Genomic DNA, 22,531 nt, shown 5'->3' with positions numbered 1-22,531 from the left:
GCAGTCAGCAGATCTTAACCCTAGTGTAAAGGTCGGGAAAGCTAATCGACGCTTCGCTCGCCATGGTGAAGAAGGGCGGGGATGACCAATTCCTCTTCATCGGCGAGATGGCGCATCAGCAACGCCAGCAGGCGATCAGCGGAGGCGGCATAATCGTCGGCGGCGCGACGCCCGTCGTCATTGTCGCCGCCGAAGGTCGCGATGAGCCGATTGGCGCTTTCAGCAGAGGCGACGAGTGCCTCGTGGATCAGGTGATGATCGCGGTCGAGGAGGGCGAAGCCGGCGACCATGCGCGGGTCGAGCGCCTGAAACCTGGGGAAATAGTGGCGATCCTCGATCTGGTGGTGCGCGTTCAGATGCTGGAGGAAGTGGCTGAGGTTGGGCGCGAACTGGCGGTGGTATGCCGCCAAGTCCATTTGTCCTTCGCGATAGTCGGCGGTGGCCTGGGCGAGCGCCTTGCCTTCGCCGCGCAGGCTGTCGTGGACGTGGAGCCAGAAGTCGGCGAGCTGGCCATAATTGGCGTGGGTGCGCCAGCCTTCGCGGGCGTAGGTTGCGCGAAGATAGGCAAGCTCGTCAGGGATGCCGCTCCTCGTTGCGAGGGGATGATCAGACATCGTGCTCTCCTGAAAGCAGAAAGGGCCGGGATCGCTCCCGGCCCTTCGCTTCACGTCAGTTTGCCTTACTCGGCAGCGGGCGGTTCGTCCTGCGGTTCGGACGATTCCCGTTGATCGACGGCGCCTTCCGGTTTCTTGCCCTTGCGGACCTTGCCCGGCTTGGGCGCTGCAGGCGTGATCTCGAAGCTCGGTGCATTATCCTTGATCCGGATCTTGACCTCGCCGCCGTTGACGAGCTTGCCGAAGAGAAGCTCCTCGGCGAGCGGCTGCTTGATCTTCTCCTGAACCAGACGGCCCATCGGACGCGCGCCGTAGAGCTTGTCGTAGCCGCGGGCGGTGAGCCACTCCCGTGCCTCGTCGTCGAGATCGATGTGGACGCCACGGTCGGCAAGCTGAAGCTCCAGCTGGAGGATGAACTTGTCGACCACCCGGGAGACCACCGCCGGTGGCAGGTAGCCGAACGGAACCACCGCATCGAGGCGGTTGCGAAATTCCGGCGTGAACATCTTCCGGATCGCATCCTCCTGCACATCCTCGCGGCTCTGCGCACCGAAGCCGATGCTTTCGCGCGCCATGTCCGACGCGCCGGCATTGGTGGTCATGATGAGGATGGTGTTGCGGAAATCGACGGTCTTGCCGTGGTGATCGGTCAGCTTTCCGTTGTCCATCACCTGCAGAAGGATGTTGAACAGGTCCGGGTGCGCCTTCTCGATCTCGTCGAGCAGGAGCACGCTGTGCGGCTGCTGGTCGACGGCGTCGGTGAGCAGGCCGCCTTGGTCATAGCCGACATAGCCGGGAGGGGCGCCGATCAGCCGGCTGACCGAGTGACGCTCCATATATTCGGACATGTCGAACCGCTGCAGCGGAATGCCCATGATGTTTGCGAGCTGACGCGCAACCTCCGTCTTGCCGACGCCGGTGGGGCCGGAGAAGAGATAGTTGCCGATCGGCTTGTCGGGATCGCGAAGACCCGCACGGCTGAGCTTGATCGCCGACGCCAAGGTCTCGATGGCAAGATCCTGGCCGAACACGACGCGCTTCAGGTCGCCCTCGAGCGTTTCCAGCACGCGCTTGTCGTCGCTTGAGACTGACTTCGGAGGGATGCGCGCCATGGTCGCAACGACGGCCTCGATCTCCTTGGTCGTGATCACCTTCTTGCGGCGGCTGGGCGGCACCAGCATCTGCATGGCGCCGACCTCGTCGATGACGTCGATCGCCTTGTCCGGCAGCTTGCGGTCGTGGATGTAGCGAGCGCTGAGCTCAACGGCCGACTTGATGCTGTCGGGCGTGTAGCGGACGCCGTGGTGAAGCTCGAACGCCGCGCGCAGGCCGGCAATGATCTTCACCGTATCCTCGACCGTCGGCTCGTTGACGTCGATCTTCTGGAAGCGCCGGAGCAAAGCCCGGTCCTTTTCGAAGTGGTTGCGGAACTCCTTGTACGTCGTCGAGCCGATGCAGCGGATCGCGCCAGAGGAGAGGGCGGGCTTCAGGAGGTTGGATGCGTCCATCGCACCGCCGCTGGTGGCACCCGCGCCGATCACCGTGTGGATCTCGTCGATGAAGAGGACGGCGTGCGGAAGCTTCTCGAGCTCCGACACGACCGACTTCAAGCGCTCCTCGAAGTCGCCACGATAGCGCGTGCCGGCTAGCAGTGCGCCCATGTCGAGCGAGTAGATAATCGCGGGTTTGAGCACCTCGGGAACGTCGCCCTCGACGATCTTGCGGGCGAGGCCTTCGGCGATCGCGGTCTTACCGACGCCGGGATCGCCGACGTATAGCGGATTGTTCTTCGACCGGCGGCAGAGGATCTGCACCGTGCGGTCAACCTCGGCCATGCGGCCGATCAGGGGATCGACCTTGCCGGCCTTCGCCTTCTCGTTGAGGTCGACGGTGAACTGCTTGAGCGCAGATTCCTTCTTGCCTTCAGACTTCTCCGATTTCTCCTCGGCGGCTCCTTCGGCCGGGCGCGCTTCGGTCGGGGTCTCGCCCTTGCCCACCCCGTGGCTGATGTAGGTGACCGCATCCAGGCGGCTCATGTCCTGCTGCTGCAGGAAATAGACTGCGTAGCTCTCACGCTCGGAGAAGAGGGCGACCAGCACGTTGGCGCCGGTCACGTCGTCGCGGCCGGAGGACTGGACATGGAGGATGGCACGCTGAACCACCCGCTGAAAGCCGCTGGTCGGCTGCGGGTCGGTGTTGGTGTCGGTGACGAGGGCGCCAAGCTCCCCATCCAGATATTGCTTCACCGACGCACGCAGTTCGTCTCGGTTGACGCCGCACGCGGTCATCACCTTGGACGCATGCTCGTCGTCGATCAGCGCGATCAGAAGATGTTCAAGGGTGGCGTACTCGTGCCGACGGCGGCTGGCCTCCGACAGGGCATTGTGGAGGGTCTGTTCGAGTTCGCGAGCGAAACTAGGCATGTAGCAGGATACTCCTGCCCGCGGGAAAAGCCCGCAGGCTCTTGAACACCAATGTCATGCGGAGGAACGCGGCAATCAAGGCCCGTGTCCAGGCTTTTCAACAGATTATGTGCCGGAGTGAGATGTTCGCTTAAGCTCAGGACTTCTTGAACAGCTCTTCCGCGGCGGAGCGGTGCGCCGAGGCACGGGCCTTGTGGGCTTCGACGCGCGCGATTTCGGCCTTGAGCGCCTCAACGCGGGCGTCGAGTTCGTGGATGGAGAGCGGATCGAGGTCTTGGCGGGCCAGCTCCGTCAGCGGATCGCCGGGCTTCCTCGGGAAAAGTTCGTCGATGTCCATGCGCCGACGTTGACCCTCCGACACGCGCTGTCAATAAGCGGCGCCATGGCGTCACGTCCCAGTAGCATGCGCGCGGTCGTCGCGCCGGAACCCGGCGGCCCCGAGGCTCTCCGGATCGTGGAATTGCCGGTGCCGGAGCCGGGGCCCGACGAGGTGCTGATCCGCGTTGTGGCCGCAGGGGTGAACCGCCCGGACATATTGCAGCGAAAAGGCGCCTATCCGCCGCCGCCCGGCGCACCGACGACGCTGGGGCTGGAGGTGGCAGGCTTCGTCGAAGCCGCCGGCCCGGGTGCCATGTACGATCTGGTCGGCACCGGCGTCTGTGCACTGGTGCCGGGTGGGGGCTATGCGGAATATGCCGTCGTGAATACCGGCCTGTGCCTGTCCGTACCGCCGGCGGTGACTATGACCGAGGCGGCGGCGATCCCGGAGACGTTGTTTACCGTCTGGATCAACCTGTTCGAGCGCGGCTTCGCAGCGGACGGTGACACGGTTCTGGTGCATGGCGGCACCAGCGGCATCGGGACGATGGCGATCGCCCTGTGCCGCTTGTTCGGCATTCGTTGCATCGTGACGTGCGGGTCCGACGAAAAATGCGCCCGCGCCAAGAACTTGGGTGCCTTTGCTGCGATCAACTACAGGACCCACGACTATGTCGAAGAGGTCACCCGGCTGACCGGCGGGCGCGGGGTAGCCGTGGTGCTGGACATGGTCGGCGGAGACTATCTGCCGCGCAATCTAGCCTGCCTGGCAGACGAGGGACGGCACGTGTCCATCGCTTTTCAGCGCGGTGCCAAGGCGGAGGTGAGTATCACCGACATCATGCGGCGGCGGCTTACCCTGACCGGCTCGACGCTCCGGCCGCGGAGCACGGATTTCAAGGCGATGGTTGCCAGTGAGATCGAGAAGTCGGTGTGGCCGTTCGTGGAGACCGGCATGCTGAAGCCGGTAATCGACAGCGTCTTTCCGCTGGAGCGCGTCGCCGAGGCGCATGCTCGCATGGAAAGCGGCGAGCATGTCGGCAAAATCGTGCTGGAGATCGGGCGATAAGCGTCGCTTATTGATTTCGTAGGCGTTTCGATAAGCAAACCGGCAGGGTTTGTGGCACGCCTTGGCGGCGACAATGCAGAGCCGCAGTGACCGAGAATCTGATCCTTCACGAATATTCCCAGTCGGGAAATTGCTACAAGATCCGGCTGACTGCCGCGCATGTCGGTACGCCGCTGGAACGCCGCGAATATGACATCATCAAGGGCGAGACGCGGACGCCCGACTTCCTTCGCAACGTCAACGCCAACGGCCGCATACCGGTGCTGCAGATCGGCGATCGCTTCCTGCCGGAAAGCAATGCCGCCTGCGTCTACCTGGCGCATGGCACCGACCTGATCCCAACCGAGCGGTTCGACCATGCCGACATGCTGCGCTGGATGTCCTTCGAGCAGTATAGCCATGAGCCGAACATCGCGACCTTGCGCTTCTGGCTGGCGTTCGTTGGCGAGGACAAGCTGAGCGAGGCCCAGCGCGACATGCTTCCGGCCAAGCGCAAGGCGGGCGAGGACGCGCTAGCGGTCATGGACGAGCATCTTTCCGCCAACGACTGGTTCGCGGCCGGACGCTTCACCCTCGCCGACATTGCCCTGCTCGCCTACACCCACGTGGCCGGGGAAGGCGGGTTCGACCTCGGGCGCTACCCGTCCGTGTTTCGCTGGGTTGGGCGGGTGCAGAGCCTTTCGGGGCACGTCGCGATTAAGGCGTGAACATTCTTGCCCTCCGGCGACGGTCGGACTAAGCGAACAGGGTGACGGCCGCTCCGCAAGGGGCGGCCCTATTCATTTGTATTCACTGGAGATGCCCCGTGGCCCAGCCCCTTATGCCCCATGCGACCGCGTCCTGGCTGGTCGAGGAAACCTCGCTGACTTTCGAGCAGATCGCCGAATTCTGCGGCCTTCACATCCTGGAAGTTCAGGCCATCGCCGACGATACCGCCGCGACCAAGCTGACGGGCCGCGACCCGATCCGCGCCGGCGAGCTGACCCACGAGGAAATCGAAAAGGGTCAGACCAACCCCGATTATAAGCTGCAGATGCACAAGGAGCCGGACCCGGTTCGCCGCACCAAGGGGCCTCGTTACACGCCGGTCAGCAAGCGGCAGGACAAGCCGGACGGAATCGCCTGGATCATCCGCAACCATCCGGAAGTGACCGATGGGCAGATCGGCAAGCTAATCGGCACCACCCGCACCACCATCGCCGCGATCCGCGACCGCAGCCACTGGAACATGGCGAACATCACGCCGAAGGATCCGGTGACGCTTGGCCTGACGTCGCAGCGTGAGCTGGATGCGGCGATCGCCAAGGCACAGAAGGCGGCGGGCACCACCGCGCAGACCGACGAACGGCTGGAAGGCGACCGCGCCGCGCTGATCGAGCAGCTTCGCGCTGAGCGTGAGCAGCATGTCCGCGACGCGGAGGCCGCGCTTGCCAATGCCGACCAGGAGAATCTGGCCGACGAAATCTTCCCCGGCATCCGCGACCCGTTCAAGAACACGCCGGCTTCTTGATTCAGCGGCTTCCCGGTCGCAAGAAGCTGACGGATGGACGAGCAGCAACAGACGGGTGAATTGAGCTTCGAGGCGGCGCTTGCCCGGCTCGAGGAGATCGTGCGGCTGCTGGAGCGCGGCGAGGCGCCGCTCGACAAGTCGATCGAGCTTTACCAGGAAGGCGACCGGCTGAAGCGTCATTGCGAGGCACGGCTCAAGGATGCGCAGGCGCGGATCGAGCAGATTGCCTTCGCCGGCGACGGAAGCCCTAAGGGCCTGAAGCCCTTCGATGCCGACTGAAGTCGTCGACAACCCAAGCACCCGCCTCGAGCGGGAAGCGAGTCGGGTCGCGGCGGACGTCGACGCCTTTTTCGCCGACCTGCTGCCGGTTACCGGTGACGCGCGCGAGCCCCTGTTCGAAGCCATGCGTCATGCGGCGATCGGCGGCGGCAAAAGGCTCCGGCCCCTGCTGACCGTGGCCGCAGGCAACATGTTCGCGATCCAGCGGCAGCGCGCGCTTCGGGTGGGCTGCGCCATCGAGGCAATCCACGTCTATTCGCTGATCCACGACGATCTGCCGTGCATGGATGATGACGACCTGCGCCGCGGCAAGCCGACGGTGCACAAGGCGTTTGGCGAAGCGGTCGCCGTGCTGGCCGGCGACAGCCTCCATGCCCTGGCATTCGAGATCGTCGCCGATCCCGAAAGCCATGAGGATCCGAACGTCCGGGCCGAACTGACTCTGGAGCTCGCGCGGGCCGCGGGTCCGGCCGGGATGGCGGGCGGGCAGATGCTCGACCTCGAGGCCGAGGGGCGGGAGCTCGGCATGCCGGAGATCGCGCGGCTGCAGCAGCTCAAGACCGGCGCGCTGATCGAATATTCGGTCGAGGCGGCCTGCATCCTCAACCGCCTGCATCCCGAGGCGCGGACGCCTTACCGCGGCTATGCCCGCAACGTGGGGCTGGCCTTTCAGATCGCCGACGACCTGATCGACCATCAGGGCGACGAGGAAGCGGCGGGCAAGAGGCTGGGCAAGGACGAAGACGCGGGCAAGGCGACGTTCGTTTCGCTGCTTGGCGCCGACCGGGCGCGGCAACAGGCGGAACTGCTGGTCGAGCAGGCCTGCGAGCATCTGTCGGACCATGGAAGCGAGGCCGACCTGCTGCGCGCCATCGCCCGTTTCGCGATCGAAAGGGACCGCTGATGGTCAGCCGCATCGGCGTGTACCCCGGTACGTTCGACCCGGTAACGCTGGGTCACATCGACATCATTCGCCGTGGCGCAAACCTGGTTGACAAGCTTGTGATCGGGGTGACCACTAACCCGTCCAAGGAGCCGATGTTCTCGCTGGAGGAGCGGCTGGCGATGGTCCGGCGCGAGGCCGATGTCATTGGCGGCAATGTCGAAGTGGTCGAGTTCAATTCGCTGCTGATGGATTTCGCCGAGGCCCAGGGAGCGTCGCTGATCCTTCGCGGCCTGCGCGCCGTCGCGGACTTCGAGTATGAATTCCAGATGGCGGGCATGAACCAGCAGCTGAACGACCGGGTGGAGACCGTCTTCTTGATGGCGGACGTGTCGTTGCAGCCGATCGCGTCAAGGCTGGTGAAAGAAATCGCGCGTTATGGGGGCGATATCGGCAAGTTCGTGACGCCGGCAGTGGCCGCCGATGTCGCTCGCCACCTTGCCAAGCGCTGACAATCGGAGTTGGGAATGTTTCGTAAGACCTTGTTCGCATTATCCTTGTCGTCGCTGGCGCTGACGAGCGCCGCGGTTGCGCAAAGCTTGCCGAAGCCCGCCGTCTTGCCGCCGGCCGAGGTCGCGGCAGACCTTTCGAACCGGCTGACCCTGGCGCTCGACAACGGCAAATCGGTCGTCATCCAGCTGCGTCCCGATGTAGCGCCCGGCCATGTCGAGCGTATCAAGACTTTGGTCCGCCGCGGTTTCTACGACGGCTTGCCGTTCCATCGCGTGATCCCCGGGTTCATGGCGCAGGGCGGCGATCCCAAGGGCAACGGCACTGGAGGGTCGGAGCTGCCCGACTTGAAGGCCGAGTTCAGCGAAATGCCCTACATGCGCGGTACGGCTGCCATGGCGCGCTCCGAAAGCCCGGACAGCGCCAACAGCCAGTTCTTCATCATGTTCTCTCCCAACATGCAGCTGTGGGGAAAGTATACGGTGTTCGGCCGTGTGATCAGCGGCATGGACGCGGTGGACGCAATCGCCGTGGGTGAGCCGCCGGAAGTGCCGACCAAGATCGTCAAGGCGACGCTCGGCGCCTAAGGCGCGCGCATGCGCGTCGATCTCTTCGATTTCGAACTGCCATCAGAGCTGATCGCGCTTCGCCCCGCGCGGCCGCGGGACAGTGCGCGGTTGCTGAAGGTCGCTGGCGGTGCGCTGTCCGACCATGTTGTGCGAGACTTGCCGACGCTGCTCCGGACGGGCGATGTGCTGGTGTTCAACGACACCAAGGTCATTCCGGCGCAGCTGGAAGGCCGCAGGGGCGAGGCGAAGATCGGGGCTACGCTGCACAAGCGGGCGGGCCCGCGCGACTGGTGGGCGTTCGTCCGCAATGCCAAACGGCTGAAGGTTGGTGACCGGATCGACTTTTCGGCTGACGTGTCCGCGACGGCGTCGGAGCGCGACGAGCAGGGCGCTTTCCTGCTGCACTTCGAGGGCGAGGAGCCGGTCGAGTTGATGCTGGAGCGGGCAGGGCGGATGCCGCTGCCGCCCTACATCGCGTCGAAGCGTGGAACGGATGCGCAGGACCTCAGCGATTATCAGACGATGTTCGCGAAGGATGAGGGCGCGGTCGCCGCGCCGACCGCGGCACTTCATTTTACGCCGGAGTTGCTTGCGGCTTTGGAAGAGCGCGGCGTCCTCACCGAAACGCTGACGCTTCACGTCGGCGCGGGCACCTTTCTGCCGGTGAAGGCGGAGGACACCGCCGACCACAAGATGCATGCCGAGTGGGGCCGGATCGATGCGGCGACGGCCGACCGGCTGAACGCCGCGCGGGCGACAGGTGGACGGCTGATCGCGGTCGGTACCACCAGCCTTCGCCTGCTGGAAAGCGCCGCGAGCGAGGACGGGCAGGTGCAGCCGTTCGAAGGCGACACCGCCATCTTCATCACGCCCGGCTATCGCTTCAAGGCCGTGGATGGGCTGATGACCAACTTCCACCTGCCCCGCTCGACCCTGTTCATGCTGGTCAGCGCTTTAGTGGGGCTGGAGGTGATCCAGTCGGCCTACACGCATGCGATTGCGAGCAGCTACCGCTTTTACTCCTATGGGGATTCAAGCCTGCTGCTGCCCTAGTTCCACTGCACGTCAGGCTGTGGGCTCAGCTCCCGGGCCGCCTTCCGAATGTCCTCCAGATCGACGACTTTGTCGAACGGGTCGCTATCGAGCCTCTGTACCCGGTTGAGCTTCTTCTGCCATTGGTGAAGCATGTCGACGTAGGGCATGAACGGCTTGCGCATCAGGGCGCCGCTTGGGAGTTGCTCGACGTCGGCGATCCCCATGTGCAGCCATTCGCCGCTGTGCCAGTCCTGCATGTCGACGGCGGGGAAGAGGCAGATGCCGTGGAGATCGACGCCCTTGTTGACGGCGGCAAGGCATTCGCAAGTGATGTCGTCGAGCCATTGGGCACGGCCGCCGTGGAGCCCCGAGGTCTCGGCGATGATCGAGGGGCGCTTGTACTTGGCCCAGGCTTCGGTAACGAGGTCGCAGACGGAGCGGATACGGTCGTCTCCGGGCTGCAGCGGATTGTTGGGCTTGCCGCCGCCGGCATATTCCATCTGGCCGAAGCTGTAGTTGTTGAAGCCCAAGATATCGATGATCTCCATGCTTCCGCCAAGCTCCGGGTGCTTGAGGCCGCTGATCACGTCCCAAGCGATATAGGCGTCTTCGTACGCCTCGCGGTTTGCGGCTTCCGCCCAGTCCGGCCGATTGCGGGGCGGGACGACCCAGATCAAAGGATCGATGTGGACAAAGCGGGCATCGGGGAAGTCGGCGCGGATCGCCTTGACCGCCGCAATGTCCGCCTTGGCAAGCTGAAGCGTCCAGCGTCGGCGGTCGTCGGCGGTCTTACCGAACGGTGCGCACCAGCCCCATTCGCCGCCCATATAGCCCCAGAAGGTCGGCTCGTTGATCGGCGTGAAGCACAAGGGTCCGTGGTGCGCATGCTCGGCGACGTGGCGCGCGGCGGCGCGGGCGTAAGCGGCGAAGCGCTGCACGAAAGTGTCGCTCCAAGGGTCGAGGTCGGACGGATAGCCGTAGTGGCACAAGTCCCAGATCGGCAGGACGTTGTGGCGGCGCTGAGCGGCGAGAAACGGATCGATGCTGCTGAAGTCATAATCGCCATTGCCCTTGTCGACGAAGGGCCAGGCGATCCCTTCCCGGGCGACGGCGATGCCGAGCGACGGGAGCATGGCATAATCCTCGTCGGCGTGGACGTCGTGGCGGAGCTCGGCGGTGACGTTGCGGCGGCCCTCCTTGCCCCAGTCGAAGCTGGAACATTCGAAGCCGGACAGGAAAAATGTCGGGAAGATGCCCTCGGTGCCCATGCGCCCCACTACGCACGGGCACCGCGGTAAGGTCCGCCATTACTAAGCCGGATCCAATTGCGGGGCGGGGACGGTGTCGAAGTCGGAAGCGCTATGCCGTTCGCGCAGTTGCTCGTGCGGTTCGCCGTTGACCTTGTTGACGATGCGGCCACGCTTCACGCCGGGACGTTCCATGAGCTGCTTCGCCCAGCGGTTCAGATGCTCATATTCATGGGTCGACAGAAACTCGTCCGCACCGGCGTAAGTCTTGCCGAGCGCGAGCTGCCCATACCACGGCCAGATCGCCATGTCGGCAATGCTATAGTCGGAACCAGCGACGAATTCGTGGTCGGCGAGCTGGCGGTTGAGGACGTCGAGCTGGCGCTTCGCCTCCATCGCATAGCGGTTGATCGCATATTCGATCTTCACGGGTGCATAGGCGAAGAAGTGGCCGAAGCCGCCGCCGAGGAAAGGCGCGCTGCCCATCTGCCAGAACAGCCAGTTGAGGGTCTCGGTGCGCGCCGGGCCGGAGGCGGGCAGGAAGGCGCCGAACTTTTCGGCGAGGTAGACGAGGATAGAGCCGGATTCGAAGACACGCTGCGGCTCGGGTCCGCTGCGGTCGAGGAGGGCGGGGATCTTGGAATTGGGGTTCACGTCGACGAAGCCGCTTCCGAACTGGTCGCCTTCGCCGATGTTGATCAGCCAGGCGTCATAATCCGCCTCGCTGATCCCACGTTCGAGCAGTTCCTCGAACATGATCGAGACCTTCTGCCCATTGGGCGTGGCGAGCGAGTAGAGTTGGAAGGGGTGCTTGCCGACCGGAAGGTCCTTGTCATGGGTTGGGCCGGCGATCGGCCGGTTGATGTTGGCAAACTGCCCGCCGCTGGGCGCGTCCCAGGTCCAGACCTTCGGGGGTACGTAGTCGTTGCCGTCGCTCATTCGCCTTGCTCCTTATGGGTGCGGAACAATTGGGTGGCGGCTTGCAACCTTTCCAGAGGGTGGGCGAAGATTTTCAGGGCAAGGCGAAGGCGACGTAAGCGGAGCCTTGCGGCCCTTTCGGGTTGCGCGATCCGCTGGTGGCGATGACCACATATTGCTTGCCGTTAGCCACGTAGGTGATCGGCGTCGCATTGCCGCTGTAGGGCATGACGTGCTGCCACAAGAGCTTGCCGGTGCGGATGTCGAAGGCGCGGATCTTTCGGTCGTAGTTGGTGGCGCCGATGATCAGGAGGCCACCCGCGGTGACGATCGGGCCGCCGTAGTTTTCGGAGCCGGTCGTCTTATCGGCAAGCTCCGGATATTCGCCGAAGGGAATGCGCCAGACGTAATCGCCGGTGTCGAGGTCGATGGCGTTGAGCGTGCCCCAGGGCGGCGCGATAGCCGGGTAGCCGTCGGGATCGAACCAGCGGCGGTAGCCGGTGAAGCGGTAAGGATTGCGCGGCGCCGCCTTGCCGACCGCTTCTTTCTGCTCGCCGGGATCGTCGTGCAGGAAGGCAAGCAGAGCCTTGAGCGGTTCGCCTTTGATCTGCCGGGATCCCGGCATGCGGCCTTTGCCGGCGTGAATGACGCGGGTGATCTGCGCGTCCGTAAGCCGCTTGTGAACATCGAGCAGTCTAGGGAATTGTGGCGGCGAGCCTTCGCGGGTCTCGCCGTGGCAGCTGGCGCAACGCTCGGTGTAAAGCTGCTGACCGGCGCTGCCCTCCGGCTTGTTCTCGGCGAGCGACGCCTTCCAAGCCATCTCGTTACTGTTGATGTAGATGATGTTGCTCGCGCGATCGACGGCCGGGCCACCCCATTCGGCCGCACCGTCGAAGCCGGGGAAAACGATCGTGTCCTGACCGACAGTGAAGGGCATGAACGGACCGCCGCTGCGCATCTTCCGAAACTCGGCGAGGACGGCGGCATGCGCTTCGGGCGTCCGCCGGGTCAGCATGTCCTCGGTCAGCCACTGGCGCGCGTAAGGCGCGGGCTTGAGCGCGTGCGGCTGAGTGGGGAGGTGACTTCACCCGGCACGGTCGACTGCGGGACCGGCTTCTCGACGACGGGCCAGAGCGGTTTGCCGGTCACCCGGTCGAGCAGGAAGAGGAAACCCTGCTTGCTTGTCTGCGCAACGGCGTCGATGCGCATTCCGCCATGCTGGACGGTGACCAGCACGGGCGGCGAGGGGAAGTCACGGTCCAGGATGTCATGATGGACGGCCTGGAAATGCCACAGATACTTGCCGGTGCGGGCATCCAGCGCGACCAAGGAGTCCGAGTAGAGATTGTCGCCGGTGCGGTCGCCGCCGTAGAAATCGTCGACCGGCGAGCCCGTGGGTACGAAGACGATCCCGCGCTGCTGATCGACGACCATTCCGGGCCAGCTGTTCGCAGCGCCGGCCGTCTTCCAGGCGTCCTTCGGCCAGGTGTCCTGGCCTGCTTCGCCCGGCTGAGGGATGAGGTTGAACTTCCATCGAAGCTTGCCGATGCGCACATCGTAGGAGCGGACGGCGCCGGGCGCGCCCGGATGGCCTTCCCAGGTGCGGAAACCAGTGATGATCTGATCGCCGTAGATCACGCCGGGGCTGGTGAGGAAGGCAGCGATGTCCGCGGGATCGCGGCCGAGGCCCTCGCGAAGGTCGATGCGTCCTTTCTCGCCGAAGTCGGCGGCGAGCTTGCCGGTCGCGGGGTCGAGCGCGACCAGGTAGAAACCGTTGCTGGTGAACAGCCGCCGACCGCCGTCTTCTGCCCACATGGTGAGGCCGCGGACCGGCTGCTCGCCATCCTCCGGCGCGTCCCAGGTCCAGAGCGGCTTACCCGTAGCAGCGTCAAGCGCGATGACATCCTGCTTTGGTGTGACGGCGTACAGCACGCCATCGATCATCAAGGGCGAGGTCTGAAGCCCGCCAGGACCAGTGTCGAAGCGCCAAGCCTCGCGCAACTGCGAGACGTTGGCGCGGTTGATCTGATCCAGCGGGGAGTAGCGGTCGCCGGTCGAACTGCCCCCGTACATGGGCCAGTCCGTCGCCGGCGGCGCCGCGCCGGCGGCCGCGACCAGCGCCAGAGCGGAGAGACCGAGTGCTGCCGTCGCAAGCCGGTCCGAGGTCAAGCGGCCATGGCGATAAAGCATACAGACATCCCCCTCCGCGCTCATTACTAGCCGCACGCACAGCTTTTGCGAGAGTGGACGGGGAACCGAAGATGTTGTCAGTAGCGTTGGCGCTTACGGCTGCGGCTGTAGCGGTTGCACCGGAAGAGAAGATCACAGCGGCCGAGGCGGCGGCGATTGCCAACGACCCGCCGTACAAGAAGCAGAAGTTGAAGATCGAAAGCCTGCCAAAGGCGACCGGACCCGCATACCCGTTGTTCAACGGCAAGGACCTGAACGACTGGGAAGCATGGCTCGGTTACGCGGACCCGTCGCTCACCTATACCGCGCCCAAGGTGAAGCCGCTCGGCGCCCACGGCAAGGGCACGACCTTCAAGGTCATTCAGGCGGACGGCGGGCCGGTGCTGTTCGTCGACGGCAAGACCTGGGGCAGCCTGGTCCACAAGCGCGTGATCGGCAACTATCATCTTAGCCTGGATTTCCGCTGGACCGGCAAGCGCCACGCACCGCGGCTCGATCTGCCGGAAAATAACGGCCTCCTTTATCATTCCAGCGGACCGCATGGCGCCGTGTTCGGGACGTGGATGCGCTCGATCGAGTTCGAGATCATGAAGGGCTCGACGGGCATGGTGGTCCGCGTCGGTGAAGATGCGAGCGCTACTGCCGAGGCTGGGCATGACCCAAGCATCATCTATCCGAAGCGGCGCTTCATGCTCGGCGGCAAGCCGATGGAGGTGAAGACCCCCGCCTGGAACATCGAGGGCGCCAAGGACGCCGAGAAGCCGGTTGGCGAGTGGAACAAGCTCGACCTTTATGTCGTCGGCGACAAGGCGGTGCATGTTGTCAATGGTGAGCCGGTCATGATCGTCACTCGGCTGTCGACGGTGAACCTGAAGAATGGCCGCCGCACGCCGCTGACCCGCGGGCGAATCCAGCTTCAGTCCGAAGGCGCGGAAACCATGTTCCGCAACATCATCGTCGAACCGATCAGCGAGCTGCCGAAGGTCGTCGCTGAGTGACAATCAGCCGCTGAAATAACCCCACAGCAGGCGGGCGGTCAGCCCGAGCGAGAGGATTACCAGCAGCGGACGGATCAGGCGGGCACCGAAGCGCATGGCGCTGTGGCTGCCCGCCCAGCCGCCGGCCATCGCGCCAAGCGCCATGCAGAGGCTGAGCAAGCACAGGATCTTGCCGCCGATGGCGAAGACGATGACGCTGGCGACATTGCTCGTGAGGTTGAACAATTTGGTGAGCGCGGTGGCGCGGGTCAGGCCCATGCCGCGAAGGCCGACAAGGCTGGAGGTGAAGAAGCTTCCGGTGCCCGGCCCGAAGAAGCCGTCGTAGAAGCCGATCGCACCGGCCAGCGGCTTGTATGCCGTGTCGCCGATCCGCTCCTGCGCGTCTTCGTCGGTCATGCGCGGGCTCAGCAGCACGTAGAGCGCGACGGCCATCAGCAGGATCGGGATGACGAGTCCCATGCTCTGGCTGCCGATCGCCTGAACGACGAGCACGCCGGCCGCCGCACCGACAAACACCAGCGCGACCGTCCAGCGATGCTCGCGCCAGCTGAACAGGCCCGAGCGAGCATAATTGGCGCAAGCTACGGCCGTCCCGCACATGGATTGCGCCTTGTTGGTGCCGAGCGCGTGCAGCGGCGGAATGCCCGCGAACAGCAAGGCCGGGACCATGATCAATCCGCCGCCGCCGGCAATCGCGTCGATAAAGCCGGTGCAAAAGGCGACGGCAGTGAGGACTGGGTAAAGCCAAGGTTCCAGCATCCTTCTGCAATGCCGTTCGTCCCCGGCGAAGTCGAGGGGGCGCGTCTCGACTTCGCGCGACACGAACGGGTAGGGGGCTCGCGTGACCCGCTTTTCCTTCAACATCAGCGCGAGCGACGGACGCGCGCGCACCGGTACCATTGTCATGAATCGTGGGGAGATCCGGACCCCGCCTTCATGCCGGTGGGCACCGCGGCGACCGTAAAGGCGATGCGGCCAGAAGAGGTGCGAGCGGCAGGCGCCGACATCATCCTCGGCAACACCTATCACCTGATGCTTCGCCCTTCGGCCGAACGGGTGGCAAAGCTTGGCGGACTGCATCGGTTCATGGGCTGGGACCGGCCGATCCTGACGGACAGCGGGGGTTACCAGGTGATGAGCCTGTCCGAGCTGTCCAAGGTCACGGAGCAGGGGGTCTCGTTCAAGAGTCATCTGGACGGAAGCAAGCACATGCTGTCGCCGGAACGCTCGATCGAAATCCAACGGCTACTCGGGTCGGACATCGTGATGCAGTTCGATCAGCTGGTTCCGACCACGTCTTTGCGTGAGGAACAGGTCGGCGCCATGGAGCGATCGATCCGATGGGCGAAACGCTCGCGCGAGGAGTTCGAAAAGGGCGGCGAGCATGCGGAGCGTGCGGCGCTATTTGGAATTCAGCAGGGTGCGCTGGACGAAGGGTTGCGGAAGGCGTCTGCGGACGGACTAATCGAGATCGGCTTCGACGGTTACGCGGTCGGTGGTCTTGCGGTGGGCGAAGGGCAGGAGGCGATGTTCGCCTGCCTCGACTTCGCGCCTGAACAACTCCCGCGCGACAAGCCGCGCTACCTCATGGGAGTCGGCAAGCCGGACGACATCGTTGGCGCCGTGGAACGCGGGATCGACATGTTCGACTGCGTGCTTCCAACGCGCTCCGGCCGGACGGGGCAGGCGTTTACCGCGAACGGGCCGCTCAACCTTCGCAACGCCAGGTTTGCCGAGGATCAGGAGCCGATCGAGCCGGGATGCCCGTGCCCCGCCTGCACCACGTTCGAGCGGGCCTATGTGCATCATCTCGTCAGGTCGGGCGAGATCCTTGGCGCCATGCTGATGACCCAGCACAACCTTTGGTTCTACCAACGGTTGATGCAAGGGCTGCGCGATGCGATCGCCGAACAGCGGCTACAAGCCTTCGCGGATGCTTTCAGAAGCCGCTACCGAAGCGGCAAGGCCGAGGTCTAGAGCGCGCCGAACGACAGGAACGAAGGCACCGGCCCGTTCCACTCGGGGCGATGTCTTCGACGATCGGCGAGCGCCCGGAGGCAGGCTGCGAAGAAACATCCTCCTCGCGATCACGGCGCGGCTTAGGTGCGCTTGGCGCCTCATCGTTCCGTCGCTCATTCTCACGCGACTTCGGCTTGCGCGCCTGGGTCTTGCGCGGCTCAGCCTTGTGGGCCGCCTTCTTGCGCGCTTCTTTAGGCTCGGCTGCCGGTTCCTCGGCATCGGCCTGCGGTGCGGCTTCGGGACGCGGGATCTTGATTCCGGTCAGCTTCTCAATGTTTGCGACCGCCTCCGCATCTTCCTTGGTCGCAAGGGTGATCGCGATGCCCTGCGCGCCTGCTCGCCCGGTGCGGCCGATGCGATGGATGTAGTCGTCGGGCTGCCACGGCACGTCGAAGTTGACGACGTGGCTGACCCCTTTGACGTCCAATCCGCGTGCGGCGACGTCCGACGCGACGAGGATGTTGATTTCGTCCTTCTTGAAGCGATCGAATTCGGCAAGCCGGTCCTTCTGCTCCATGTCGCCGTGGATCTGACCAACCGCGAAACCCGACCGCTTCAGGCTGGCCGCCAAGTCGCGAACCGTCGTCTTGCGGTTGGAGAAGATGATCGCGTTCTTCACTTCTTCATGCCGCAACACGTCGCGAAGAACGTCGCGCTTCTTGTCCGCGCGGGTGATGATCAGCCGTTGTTCGATGTTGACGTTGGCGGTTGCCGGACGAGCGACTTCGATGCGCTTGGGGTCGGTGAGGAACTTGGCGCCGAGCTTCTGGATCGGCGGCGGCATGGTCGCCGAGAACAGCAACGTCTGCCGCGACTTGGGGAGCTTGGAGCAGATTTCCTCGATGTCCGGGATGAAGCCCATGTCGAGCATGCGGTCGGCTTCGTCGATGACGAGAAGCTCGCAACCGGTCAGCAGGATCTTGCCGCGTTCGAACAGGTCCTTGAGGCGGCCGGGCGTGGCGATGAGGACATCCACGCCCTTTTCGAGCGCCTTGACCTGATCGCCCATCTGAACGCCGCCAATCAGCAGCGCCATGGAGAGCTTGTGATACTTTCCGTACTTCTCGAAATTCTCCGACACCTGAACGGCCAGCTCACGGGTCGGCTCGAGGATCAGCGAGCGCGGCATTCGAGCGCGGCTTCGGCCTTCGCCCAGGATATCTATCATCGGCAGCACGAAGGCCGCGGTCTTGCCGGTACCGGTCTGGGCAATGCCGATGAGGTCCTTGCCCATCAGCACGGAGGGGATCGCCCCCTTCTGGATCGGGGTCGGGGTGTCGTAGCCGCTTTCGCCGACTGCGCGCATCAATTCGGGGGAAAGGCCGAGGTCGGCGAACGACATCCAGTGTCCAACAAAGCAGGGTTGAAGAGAGAGGCGGGCGTCTTCTTAAAGGACGCTGCCGCTGCGCCTTGAGGCGCTAGACCGCGAAGGGCGGATAAGTCAAGAAATGCGGCATTCAGCCTTTAGGGCTGAGGCTCCGGAATGTATCGATCTGGCAACTGCCGCCCATGCGCGAGTGGATGGAGTCGCGGTCGGCGCAGATGCGCTCATCCTCCGGCTTCAAGTAGAAGCCATTGTAGAAATCCAGCGCGGGACAATCGTCATCGAGCTTCGCGCGGACCCTTCCGCCGCCATTGAGCGCGAAGTCGACCGCCGTTGTGCCAGCGAGAACCGCCCCCCTGATCTGGCCGGTGTTGATGCATTTGGGTCCCTTATGCTCTTCCCACACGAGCGGGCGTCGGATCGGTTGTGGGCGCACCGGAATCTTGATGATCAGCTGTTCCTGAACGATCATCCGGGTGACCGTCGGTTCACCCGGTCCGGCAAGGCCGAACATGGCCGGCAGCCAGGCAAGCAGGATGGAAGCGGAAGTTAGCCCCGGAAACATTGCAGTTGCGGTTTGCTCCAACGCGTTGAACAATCGCTGAACCCTTTTGCACGCTTCGCGAGCTTGGCGGCAGTAAGGCGATACGGAACCGTTACGGCTTTGAAGTGTCTTCTACCTCGAAACAGGGAGGATCAGATGGCCAAATCCGACAGCAAGAATTCTTCCACGTCGAGCGAAAGCACGGTCGACAAGCTGGCAAAGGTCGCGCTCAGCCGTGAAATGCTGGCGGCGGGCCTCGCCGCCGCCGCGGCGGCAATCAGCGCCAGCCCCGCCGCCCGTCGCAAAATTCGTGATGCGGGCCTCGATGCTGCCGACAGCGCTAGTAATGCAGCAACCGCTGCCGTTTCGAGTGCGACCAAGCTGGGCTCGCTGATTGCCGAAGCGGTCGCCGATGCGGCGCAGCGGGTGTTGTCCGGGCGCTTTGGTGGCGATGAAGGCTCCTCGTCGTCGGGCGCATCAAGCACGACCACAACGTCTGCCGGCAGCGGAAGCCGTTCGCGTTCCAAGTCGAGCCCTGCTTCGTCGGCGAAGTCGGGCACCCGCGCCAAGACGGCAGCGAAGAAGCCCGCGGCGAGCCGTGCCAAGTCGGCCGCGGCCACTGGCGCAAGCCGGTCTGCAGCCGCGAGTGGCGACGCCAAGCCAGCACGGGCGACGAAGAGCCGGTCCACAACGGCCCGCAAGAGCACGCGCTCGACCGGTGGTGGGCGCGGCCGCGGCAAGACCGGCGGAGCCGGAAACACCGGCAACGACGGCGGAGCGAACGCCTAAGCGTCGAACTGCAAACGGGCGAGGCGGGCGTACAGCCCGCCCGCAGCGATCAATTCGGAATGGTTGCCTTCTTCGGCAATGCGTCCTTCATCCATGACGATGATCCGGTCGGCCGCTCGGACGGTCGCCAACCGGTGCGCGATGACGATGGTTGTGCGGTCGGCCATCAGTCGGTCAAGGGCGTCCTGAACCAGCCGTTCGCTCTCCGCATCCAAGGCCGAGGTCGCCTCATCAAGCAACAGCAGCGGTGCGTCGCGAAGTAACGCTCGGGCGATCGCCAGCCGTTGACGCTGGCCACCCGACAGCCTGGCACCGCCTTCACCCATGAAGGTATCGAGGCCGTCGGGGAGCCCGCGCAGGAACTCCTCCGCATTGGCGTCGCGCGCGGCCGCCCAAAGCTGATCGTCGCTGGCGCCCCAATTGCCGTAGCGGAGGTTGTCCCGTGCGGAGGCGGCGAAGATTACCGTCTCCTGCGGTACGATCGCTAACCGCTCACGAATGTCCGCTGGATCGGCATTGCGCAGGTCCACGCCGTCCAGCAACACGCGGCCCGAGTGCGGATCGTAGAAGCGTTGTGCCAGTTGGAAGAGCGTCGTCTTGCCTGCTCCCGAGGGGCCCACCACCGCGAGACGTTCGCGTGGCTTCACCGCAAGCGAGAAATCGGTGAGTGCCGAGACGTCGGGCCGGGTTGGATAGCGGAACGTCACATGGTCGAACGCCAAAGCGCCGGTCGCATGGGCCGGCAGCGGGGTCGGCGTTGCGGGTGCACGGATGTCGGGCTCGGCGGTCAGAAGTTCGTTGAGCCGGTCAGACGCGCCGGCGGCGCGCAGTAAGTCGCCGAACACTTCCGACAATGCGCCGAATGCGCCGCCGAGAAGGCCGCCGCACAGGACAAAGGCGCCGATCGTACCGCCGGTCATGCGCCCCGCAGCGACGTCGACGGCGCCCTGCCAGATGACGAGCACGATCGCGCCGAGCATCAGCAGGATGGCGGTGGCGGTCAGGACGGAGCGCAGCAGGATCCGCTTCTTAGCCGTCGCGTAAACCGCTCCGACGGCGGCGCTGAAGCGCTGGCTTTCGCGCTCCTCCTGCCCGAAGGCCTGAACGATCTTCATCGCCCGAAGCACTTCGCTGGTGATGCTGCCGACGTCGGCGACACGGTCCTGCGTGCGGGTCGACAATGTGCGGACGCGCCGGCCCAGCAGCGATACGGGACCGATGATCAGGGGGATGACCAGCAGCATCATCCCGGCGAGCTTCGGCGCCAGGTAGAACATGATGCCGGTGCAGCTGATCGCCAGGATGACGTTGCGCAGCGCAACGGACGCGGTGGTGCCGACCACCTGTTCGATGATGGTGGTATCGACGGTGATCCGCGACGTGATCTCCGCCGGGCTGTTCTCCTCGAAGAAGGCAGGGGACAGGCGCAGCAGGTTGCGGTGAACAGCGCGGCGGATGTCGGCGACGGTCCGCTCGCCCAGTAGGGTCACGAAGTAGAAGCGAACGGCGGTCGCGACCGCCATGACCGCCACCAGCAGCAACAGATAATGGAACCAGCGGGACAGGTCGGACGGAGCGCCGCCTTCTCCGAAGCCCTTGTCGATGATCAGCTTGAAGGCGATCGGAATTCCGGACGTTGCCGCGGCAGCCACCAGCAAAGCAAGGGCCGCTACCAGGATCTGGCCCGGATAGCGGCGGGTGAAGCTCCAGATCATCGCGAGGCTGGAGAGCGACCGGCCGGTCGCGCGGGATGTGTTTCGGGCCATTGGGCGGCGCCGTAGCAGCGCCGCGGCACCGTCTCAATCTGGGTGTCGCAAGGGCACGCGCTTGCAAGCGGAGCCATTCGCGGCCACATCGGTTAGGACGGGGAAGGGTAACGCGAATTGCTTTACGACGCATATGAAGTGCAGCGCTCCTGGCTTGCCGGAGCGAGCAAATTGGCGGGGATGGGAGCGGATTGGCTCCAAAATCCTGCCAACCCCATGAGTTACAATTCGATGAGCCCGCTGGTGGCAGCGAGCCTCGACATGTTCGCCCATGTTGCCGCGTCGCGCGGTAAACCGGAGTTCGGGATCAAGACCGTGCGCGTCGGCCGCAAGGACGTCGCGGTGCGCGAGGAGTATCTCCTCGAAAAGCCGTTCGGCTCGCTGAAGCATTTCGCCAGAGAGGACGTTCAAGGCGGCCCGCCGCTGATGATCGTCGCTCCGATGTCCGGCCACTATGCAACCCTTTTGCGCGGTACGGTGGCGCGGCTGCTTCCGAAGCACGACGTCTACATCACCGACTGGGCCGATGCGAAGCTGGTGCCGCAAGAGGCGGGAAGGTTCGATCTCGACGACTATATCGATTACCTGATCGAGTTCCTGCATGCGATCGGCGCCGAAACGGGCGAGCGCGCGCACGTCCTTGCCGTCTGTCAGCCGGCAGTGCCGGCCTATGCGGCAACGGCCCTGATGAATGCCGACAAGGACGCGTGGCGACCCAAGAGCCTCACCATGATGGGCGGCCCCATCGACACGCGGGAGGCACCGACGGCGGTGAACACGCTTGCGACCGAGCGGCCTCAGAGTTGGTTCAAGAACAACGTCATCGCGACGGTTCCGATGAGCTATCCGGGCGCGGGACGGAAGGTTTATCCGGGTTTCCTGCAGCTTGCGGGCTTCATGACCATGAACCTCGGCTCCCACCTCATCAGCCATTGGGAGATGTTCAGGCATCTGGTCGAGGGGGACGAGGAGAGCGCGGCGTCGACCCAGAAATTCTATGACGAGTATCGCGCCGTCTGCGACATGACGGAGGAATTCTACCTACAGACCATCGACCTCGTGTTTCAGCGGCAGGCCCTGCCCAAGGGCGAGTTCAAGCATCGTGGGCGGCTGGTCGACCCGGCCGCAATCCGGGACACGGCGCTGCTGGCGATCGAAGGCGAACGGGACGACATCTCCGGCATTGGGCAAACCAAGGCTGCGCTGAAGATCGCGAGCAAATTGTCCGCGACCAAGAAGGAGTATTTCCTTGCGGAGGATGTCGGCCATTACGGCATCTTCAACGGTCGCAAGTGGCGCGAGCGGATCGCGCCGGTGCTCGAGGAATTCATTGCCAAGCACGATTGAGGTTTGTTCGTTAACCTCTTGAATGGTCGCGCGAAATTCCCATCTCTCAATCAGTTTTCAACAGCTGAAAGGAGGTGGTCTGATGTCTCATTGTCAAATGCCGCATGCGGTCGAAATCGTGAGCGCAGCCTCCGCGGGGGTCCGCGCGTAACGTCAGGCCGCCTTGGCTAGACAATGGA

General features: G+C 64.4%; 21 protein-coding genes and 2 pseudogenes. 12 read left to right on the top strand and 11 right to left on the bottom strand.

Annotated features, from left to right (window positions below; all coding sequences use genetic code 11):
- Positions 1-41: 41 nt before the first annotated feature.
- The 3 genes from G7077_RS01945 to G7077_RS01935 all read right to left on the bottom strand — a co-directional run bounded on the left by G7077_RS01945 (position 42) and on the right by G7077_RS01935 (position 3,374).
- Positions 42-614 carry a hemerythrin domain-containing protein gene (locus tag G7077_RS01945; RefSeq protein WP_166410253.1) on the bottom strand — a complete coding sequence of 191 codons (573 nt, stop codon included), beginning with the start codon at positions 612-614 and terminating at the stop codon, positions 42-44.
- A 65-nt stretch (positions 615-679) separates the two neighbouring features.
- The gene (gene clpA, locus G7077_RS01940; RefSeq protein WP_166410252.1) at positions 680-3,037 is read right to left on the bottom strand and encodes an ATP-dependent Clp protease ATP-binding subunit ClpA; all 2,358 of its coding nucleotides are present in this window, start codon (positions 3,035-3,037) and stop codon (positions 680-682) included.
- A 136-nt stretch (positions 3,038-3,173) separates the two neighbouring features.
- On the bottom strand, positions 3,174-3,374 hold the full coding sequence (locus tag G7077_RS01935) for a DUF1192 domain-containing protein (RefSeq protein WP_166410251.1): 201 nt from the start codon (positions 3,372-3,374) through the stop codon (positions 3,174-3,176).
- Positions 3,375-3,419: 45 nt separating this feature from the next.
- Here G7077_RS01935 and G7077_RS01930 point away from each other — a divergent pair, with 45 nt between their 5' ends.
- The 8 genes from G7077_RS01930 to queA all read left to right on the top strand — a co-directional run bounded on the left by G7077_RS01930 (position 3,420) and on the right by queA (position 9,228).
- Positions 3,420-4,424 (top strand): NAD(P)H-quinone oxidoreductase, encoded by a 1,005-nt coding sequence (locus G7077_RS01930; protein WP_206367662.1) that lies wholly within the window; start codon positions 3,420-3,422, stop codon positions 4,422-4,424.
- 86 nt (positions 4,425-4,510) lie between these two features.
- On the top strand, positions 4,511-5,131 hold the full coding sequence (locus G7077_RS01925) for a glutathione S-transferase family protein (RefSeq protein ID WP_166410250.1): 621 nt from the start codon (positions 4,511-4,513) through the stop codon (positions 5,129-5,131).
- A 98-nt stretch (positions 5,132-5,229) separates the two neighbouring features.
- Positions 5,230-5,934 carry a DUF1013 domain-containing protein gene (locus G7077_RS01920; protein WP_166410249.1) on the top strand — a complete coding sequence of 235 codons (705 nt, stop codon included), beginning with the start codon at positions 5,230-5,232 and terminating at the stop codon, positions 5,932-5,934.
- 33 nt (positions 5,935-5,967) lie between these two features.
- Entirely contained in the window at positions 5,968-6,213 is a 246-nt protein-coding gene (locus tag G7077_RS01915; RefSeq protein ID WP_166410248.1) for an exodeoxyribonuclease VII small subunit, read from the top strand.
- The gene (locus G7077_RS01910; protein ID WP_166410247.1) at positions 6,203-7,117 is read left to right on the top strand and encodes a polyprenyl synthetase family protein; all 915 of its coding nucleotides are present in this window, start codon (positions 6,203-6,205) and stop codon (positions 7,115-7,117) included. The genes G7077_RS01915 and G7077_RS01910 overlap by 11 nt, the downstream gene beginning before the upstream one ends.
- Positions 7,117-7,608 (top strand): pantetheine-phosphate adenylyltransferase, encoded by a 492-nt coding sequence (gene coaD / locus G7077_RS01905; protein WP_166410246.1) that lies wholly within the window; start codon positions 7,117-7,119, stop codon positions 7,606-7,608. Before G7077_RS01910 ends, coaD begins: the two co-directional genes overlap by 1 nt.
- Positions 7,609-7,623: 15 nt before the next feature.
- Positions 7,624-8,193 carry a peptidylprolyl isomerase gene (locus G7077_RS01900; RefSeq protein ID WP_166410245.1) on the top strand — a complete coding sequence of 190 codons (570 nt, stop codon included), beginning with the start codon at positions 7,624-7,626 and terminating at the stop codon, positions 8,191-8,193.
- Between the two features lie 9 nt (positions 8,194-8,202).
- Positions 8,203-9,228 carry a tRNA preQ1(34) S-adenosylmethionine ribosyltransferase-isomerase QueA gene (gene queA, locus G7077_RS01895; RefSeq protein ID WP_166410244.1) on the top strand — a complete coding sequence of 342 codons (1,026 nt, stop codon included), beginning with the start codon at positions 8,203-8,205 and terminating at the stop codon, positions 9,226-9,228.
- On the opposite strand, the gene G7077_RS01890 is transcribed toward queA, so the two are convergent.
- The 4 genes and pseudogenes from G7077_RS01890 to G7077_RS13985 all read right to left on the bottom strand — a co-directional run.
- A complete protein-coding gene (locus G7077_RS01890) occupies positions 9,225-10,478 on the bottom strand; it encodes a b-glycosidase (RefSeq protein ID WP_166410243.1) in 1,254 nt (417 codons plus the stop codon). The genes queA and G7077_RS01890 overlap by 4 nt on opposite strands.
- A gap of 42 nt (positions 10,479-10,520) precedes the next feature.
- Positions 10,521-11,396 carry a glutathione-dependent disulfide-bond oxidoreductase gene (gene yghU / locus G7077_RS01885; protein WP_166410242.1) on the bottom strand — a complete coding sequence of 292 codons (876 nt, stop codon included), beginning with the start codon at positions 11,394-11,396 and terminating at the stop codon, positions 10,521-10,523.
- 73 nt (positions 11,397-11,469) lie between these two features.
- Complete coding sequence (locus G7077_RS14645; RefSeq protein ID WP_484592836.1) at positions 11,470-12,000, bottom strand: hypothetical protein; 531 nt, start codon at positions 11,998-12,000, stop codon at positions 11,470-11,472.
- 3 nt (positions 12,001-12,003) lie between these two features.
- Positions 12,004-13,448: pseudogene (locus tag G7077_RS13985) on the bottom strand (outer membrane protein assembly factor BamB family protein); the annotation flags it as partial.
- 188 nt (positions 13,449-13,636) lie between these two features.
- Here G7077_RS13985 and G7077_RS01875 point away from each other — a divergent pair.
- Positions 13,637-14,563 (top strand): 3-keto-disaccharide hydrolase, encoded by a 927-nt coding sequence (locus G7077_RS01875; RefSeq protein ID WP_166410241.1) that lies wholly within the window; start codon positions 13,637-13,639, stop codon positions 14,561-14,563.
- A gap of 3 nt (positions 14,564-14,566) precedes the next feature.
- Here G7077_RS01875 and G7077_RS01870 read toward each other — a convergent pair whose 3' ends face one another.
- Positions 14,567-15,469, bottom strand: coding sequence for a TSUP family transporter (locus G7077_RS01870; protein WP_246167298.1), 903 nt, complete (start codon positions 15,467-15,469; stop codon positions 14,567-14,569).
- Between G7077_RS01870 and tgt the strand changes: the two are divergent.
- A pseudogene (gene tgt, locus G7077_RS01865) lies at positions 15,405-16,540 on the top strand (tRNA guanosine(34) transglycosylase Tgt). The gene G7077_RS01870 and the pseudogene tgt overlap by 65 nt on opposite strands.
- Here tgt and G7077_RS01860 read toward each other — a convergent pair.
- The gene (locus tag G7077_RS01860) at positions 16,503-17,924 is read right to left on the bottom strand and encodes a DEAD/DEAH box helicase (RefSeq protein ID WP_166410240.1); all 1,422 of its coding nucleotides are present in this window, start codon (positions 17,922-17,924) and stop codon (positions 16,503-16,505) included. The pseudogene tgt and the gene G7077_RS01860 sit on opposite strands and share 38 nt — an antisense overlap.
- A 115-nt stretch (positions 17,925-18,039) precedes the next feature.
- Entirely contained in the window at positions 18,040-18,471 is a 432-nt protein-coding gene (locus tag G7077_RS01855) for a hypothetical protein (protein ID WP_166410239.1), read from the bottom strand.
- Between the two features lie 135 nt (positions 18,472-18,606).
- On the opposite strand from G7077_RS01855, the gene G7077_RS01850 reads away from it, so the two are divergent.
- A complete protein-coding gene (locus G7077_RS01850; protein WP_166410238.1) occupies positions 18,607-19,239 on the top strand; it encodes a hypothetical protein in 633 nt (210 codons plus the stop codon).
- Here the strand turns inward: G7077_RS01850 and G7077_RS01845 are convergent.
- Positions 19,236-21,005: an ABC transporter transmembrane domain-containing protein gene (locus tag G7077_RS01845; RefSeq protein WP_166410237.1), complete on the bottom strand. Its 1,770-nt coding sequence runs from the start codon at positions 21,003-21,005 to the stop codon at positions 19,236-19,238. The genes G7077_RS01850 and G7077_RS01845 overlap by 4 nt on opposite strands.
- Positions 21,006-21,122: 117 nt before the next feature.
- On the opposite strand from G7077_RS01845, the gene G7077_RS01840 reads away from it, so the two are divergent.
- On the top strand, positions 21,123-22,352 hold the full coding sequence (locus G7077_RS01840) for a polyhydroxyalkanoate depolymerase (protein ID WP_166410236.1): 1,230 nt from the start codon (positions 21,123-21,125) through the stop codon (positions 22,350-22,352).
- Positions 22,353-22,531 lie beyond the last annotated feature (179 nt).

Source organism: Sphingomonas piscis, assembly GCF_011300455.1.
Taxonomy (GTDB): Bacteria; Pseudomonadota; Alphaproteobacteria; order Sphingomonadales; family Sphingomonadaceae; genus Sphingomicrobium; species Sphingomicrobium piscis.
Note: the sequence above shows the minus strand (reverse complement) of the source record. Positions and strands in the feature narration are given on the sequence as shown.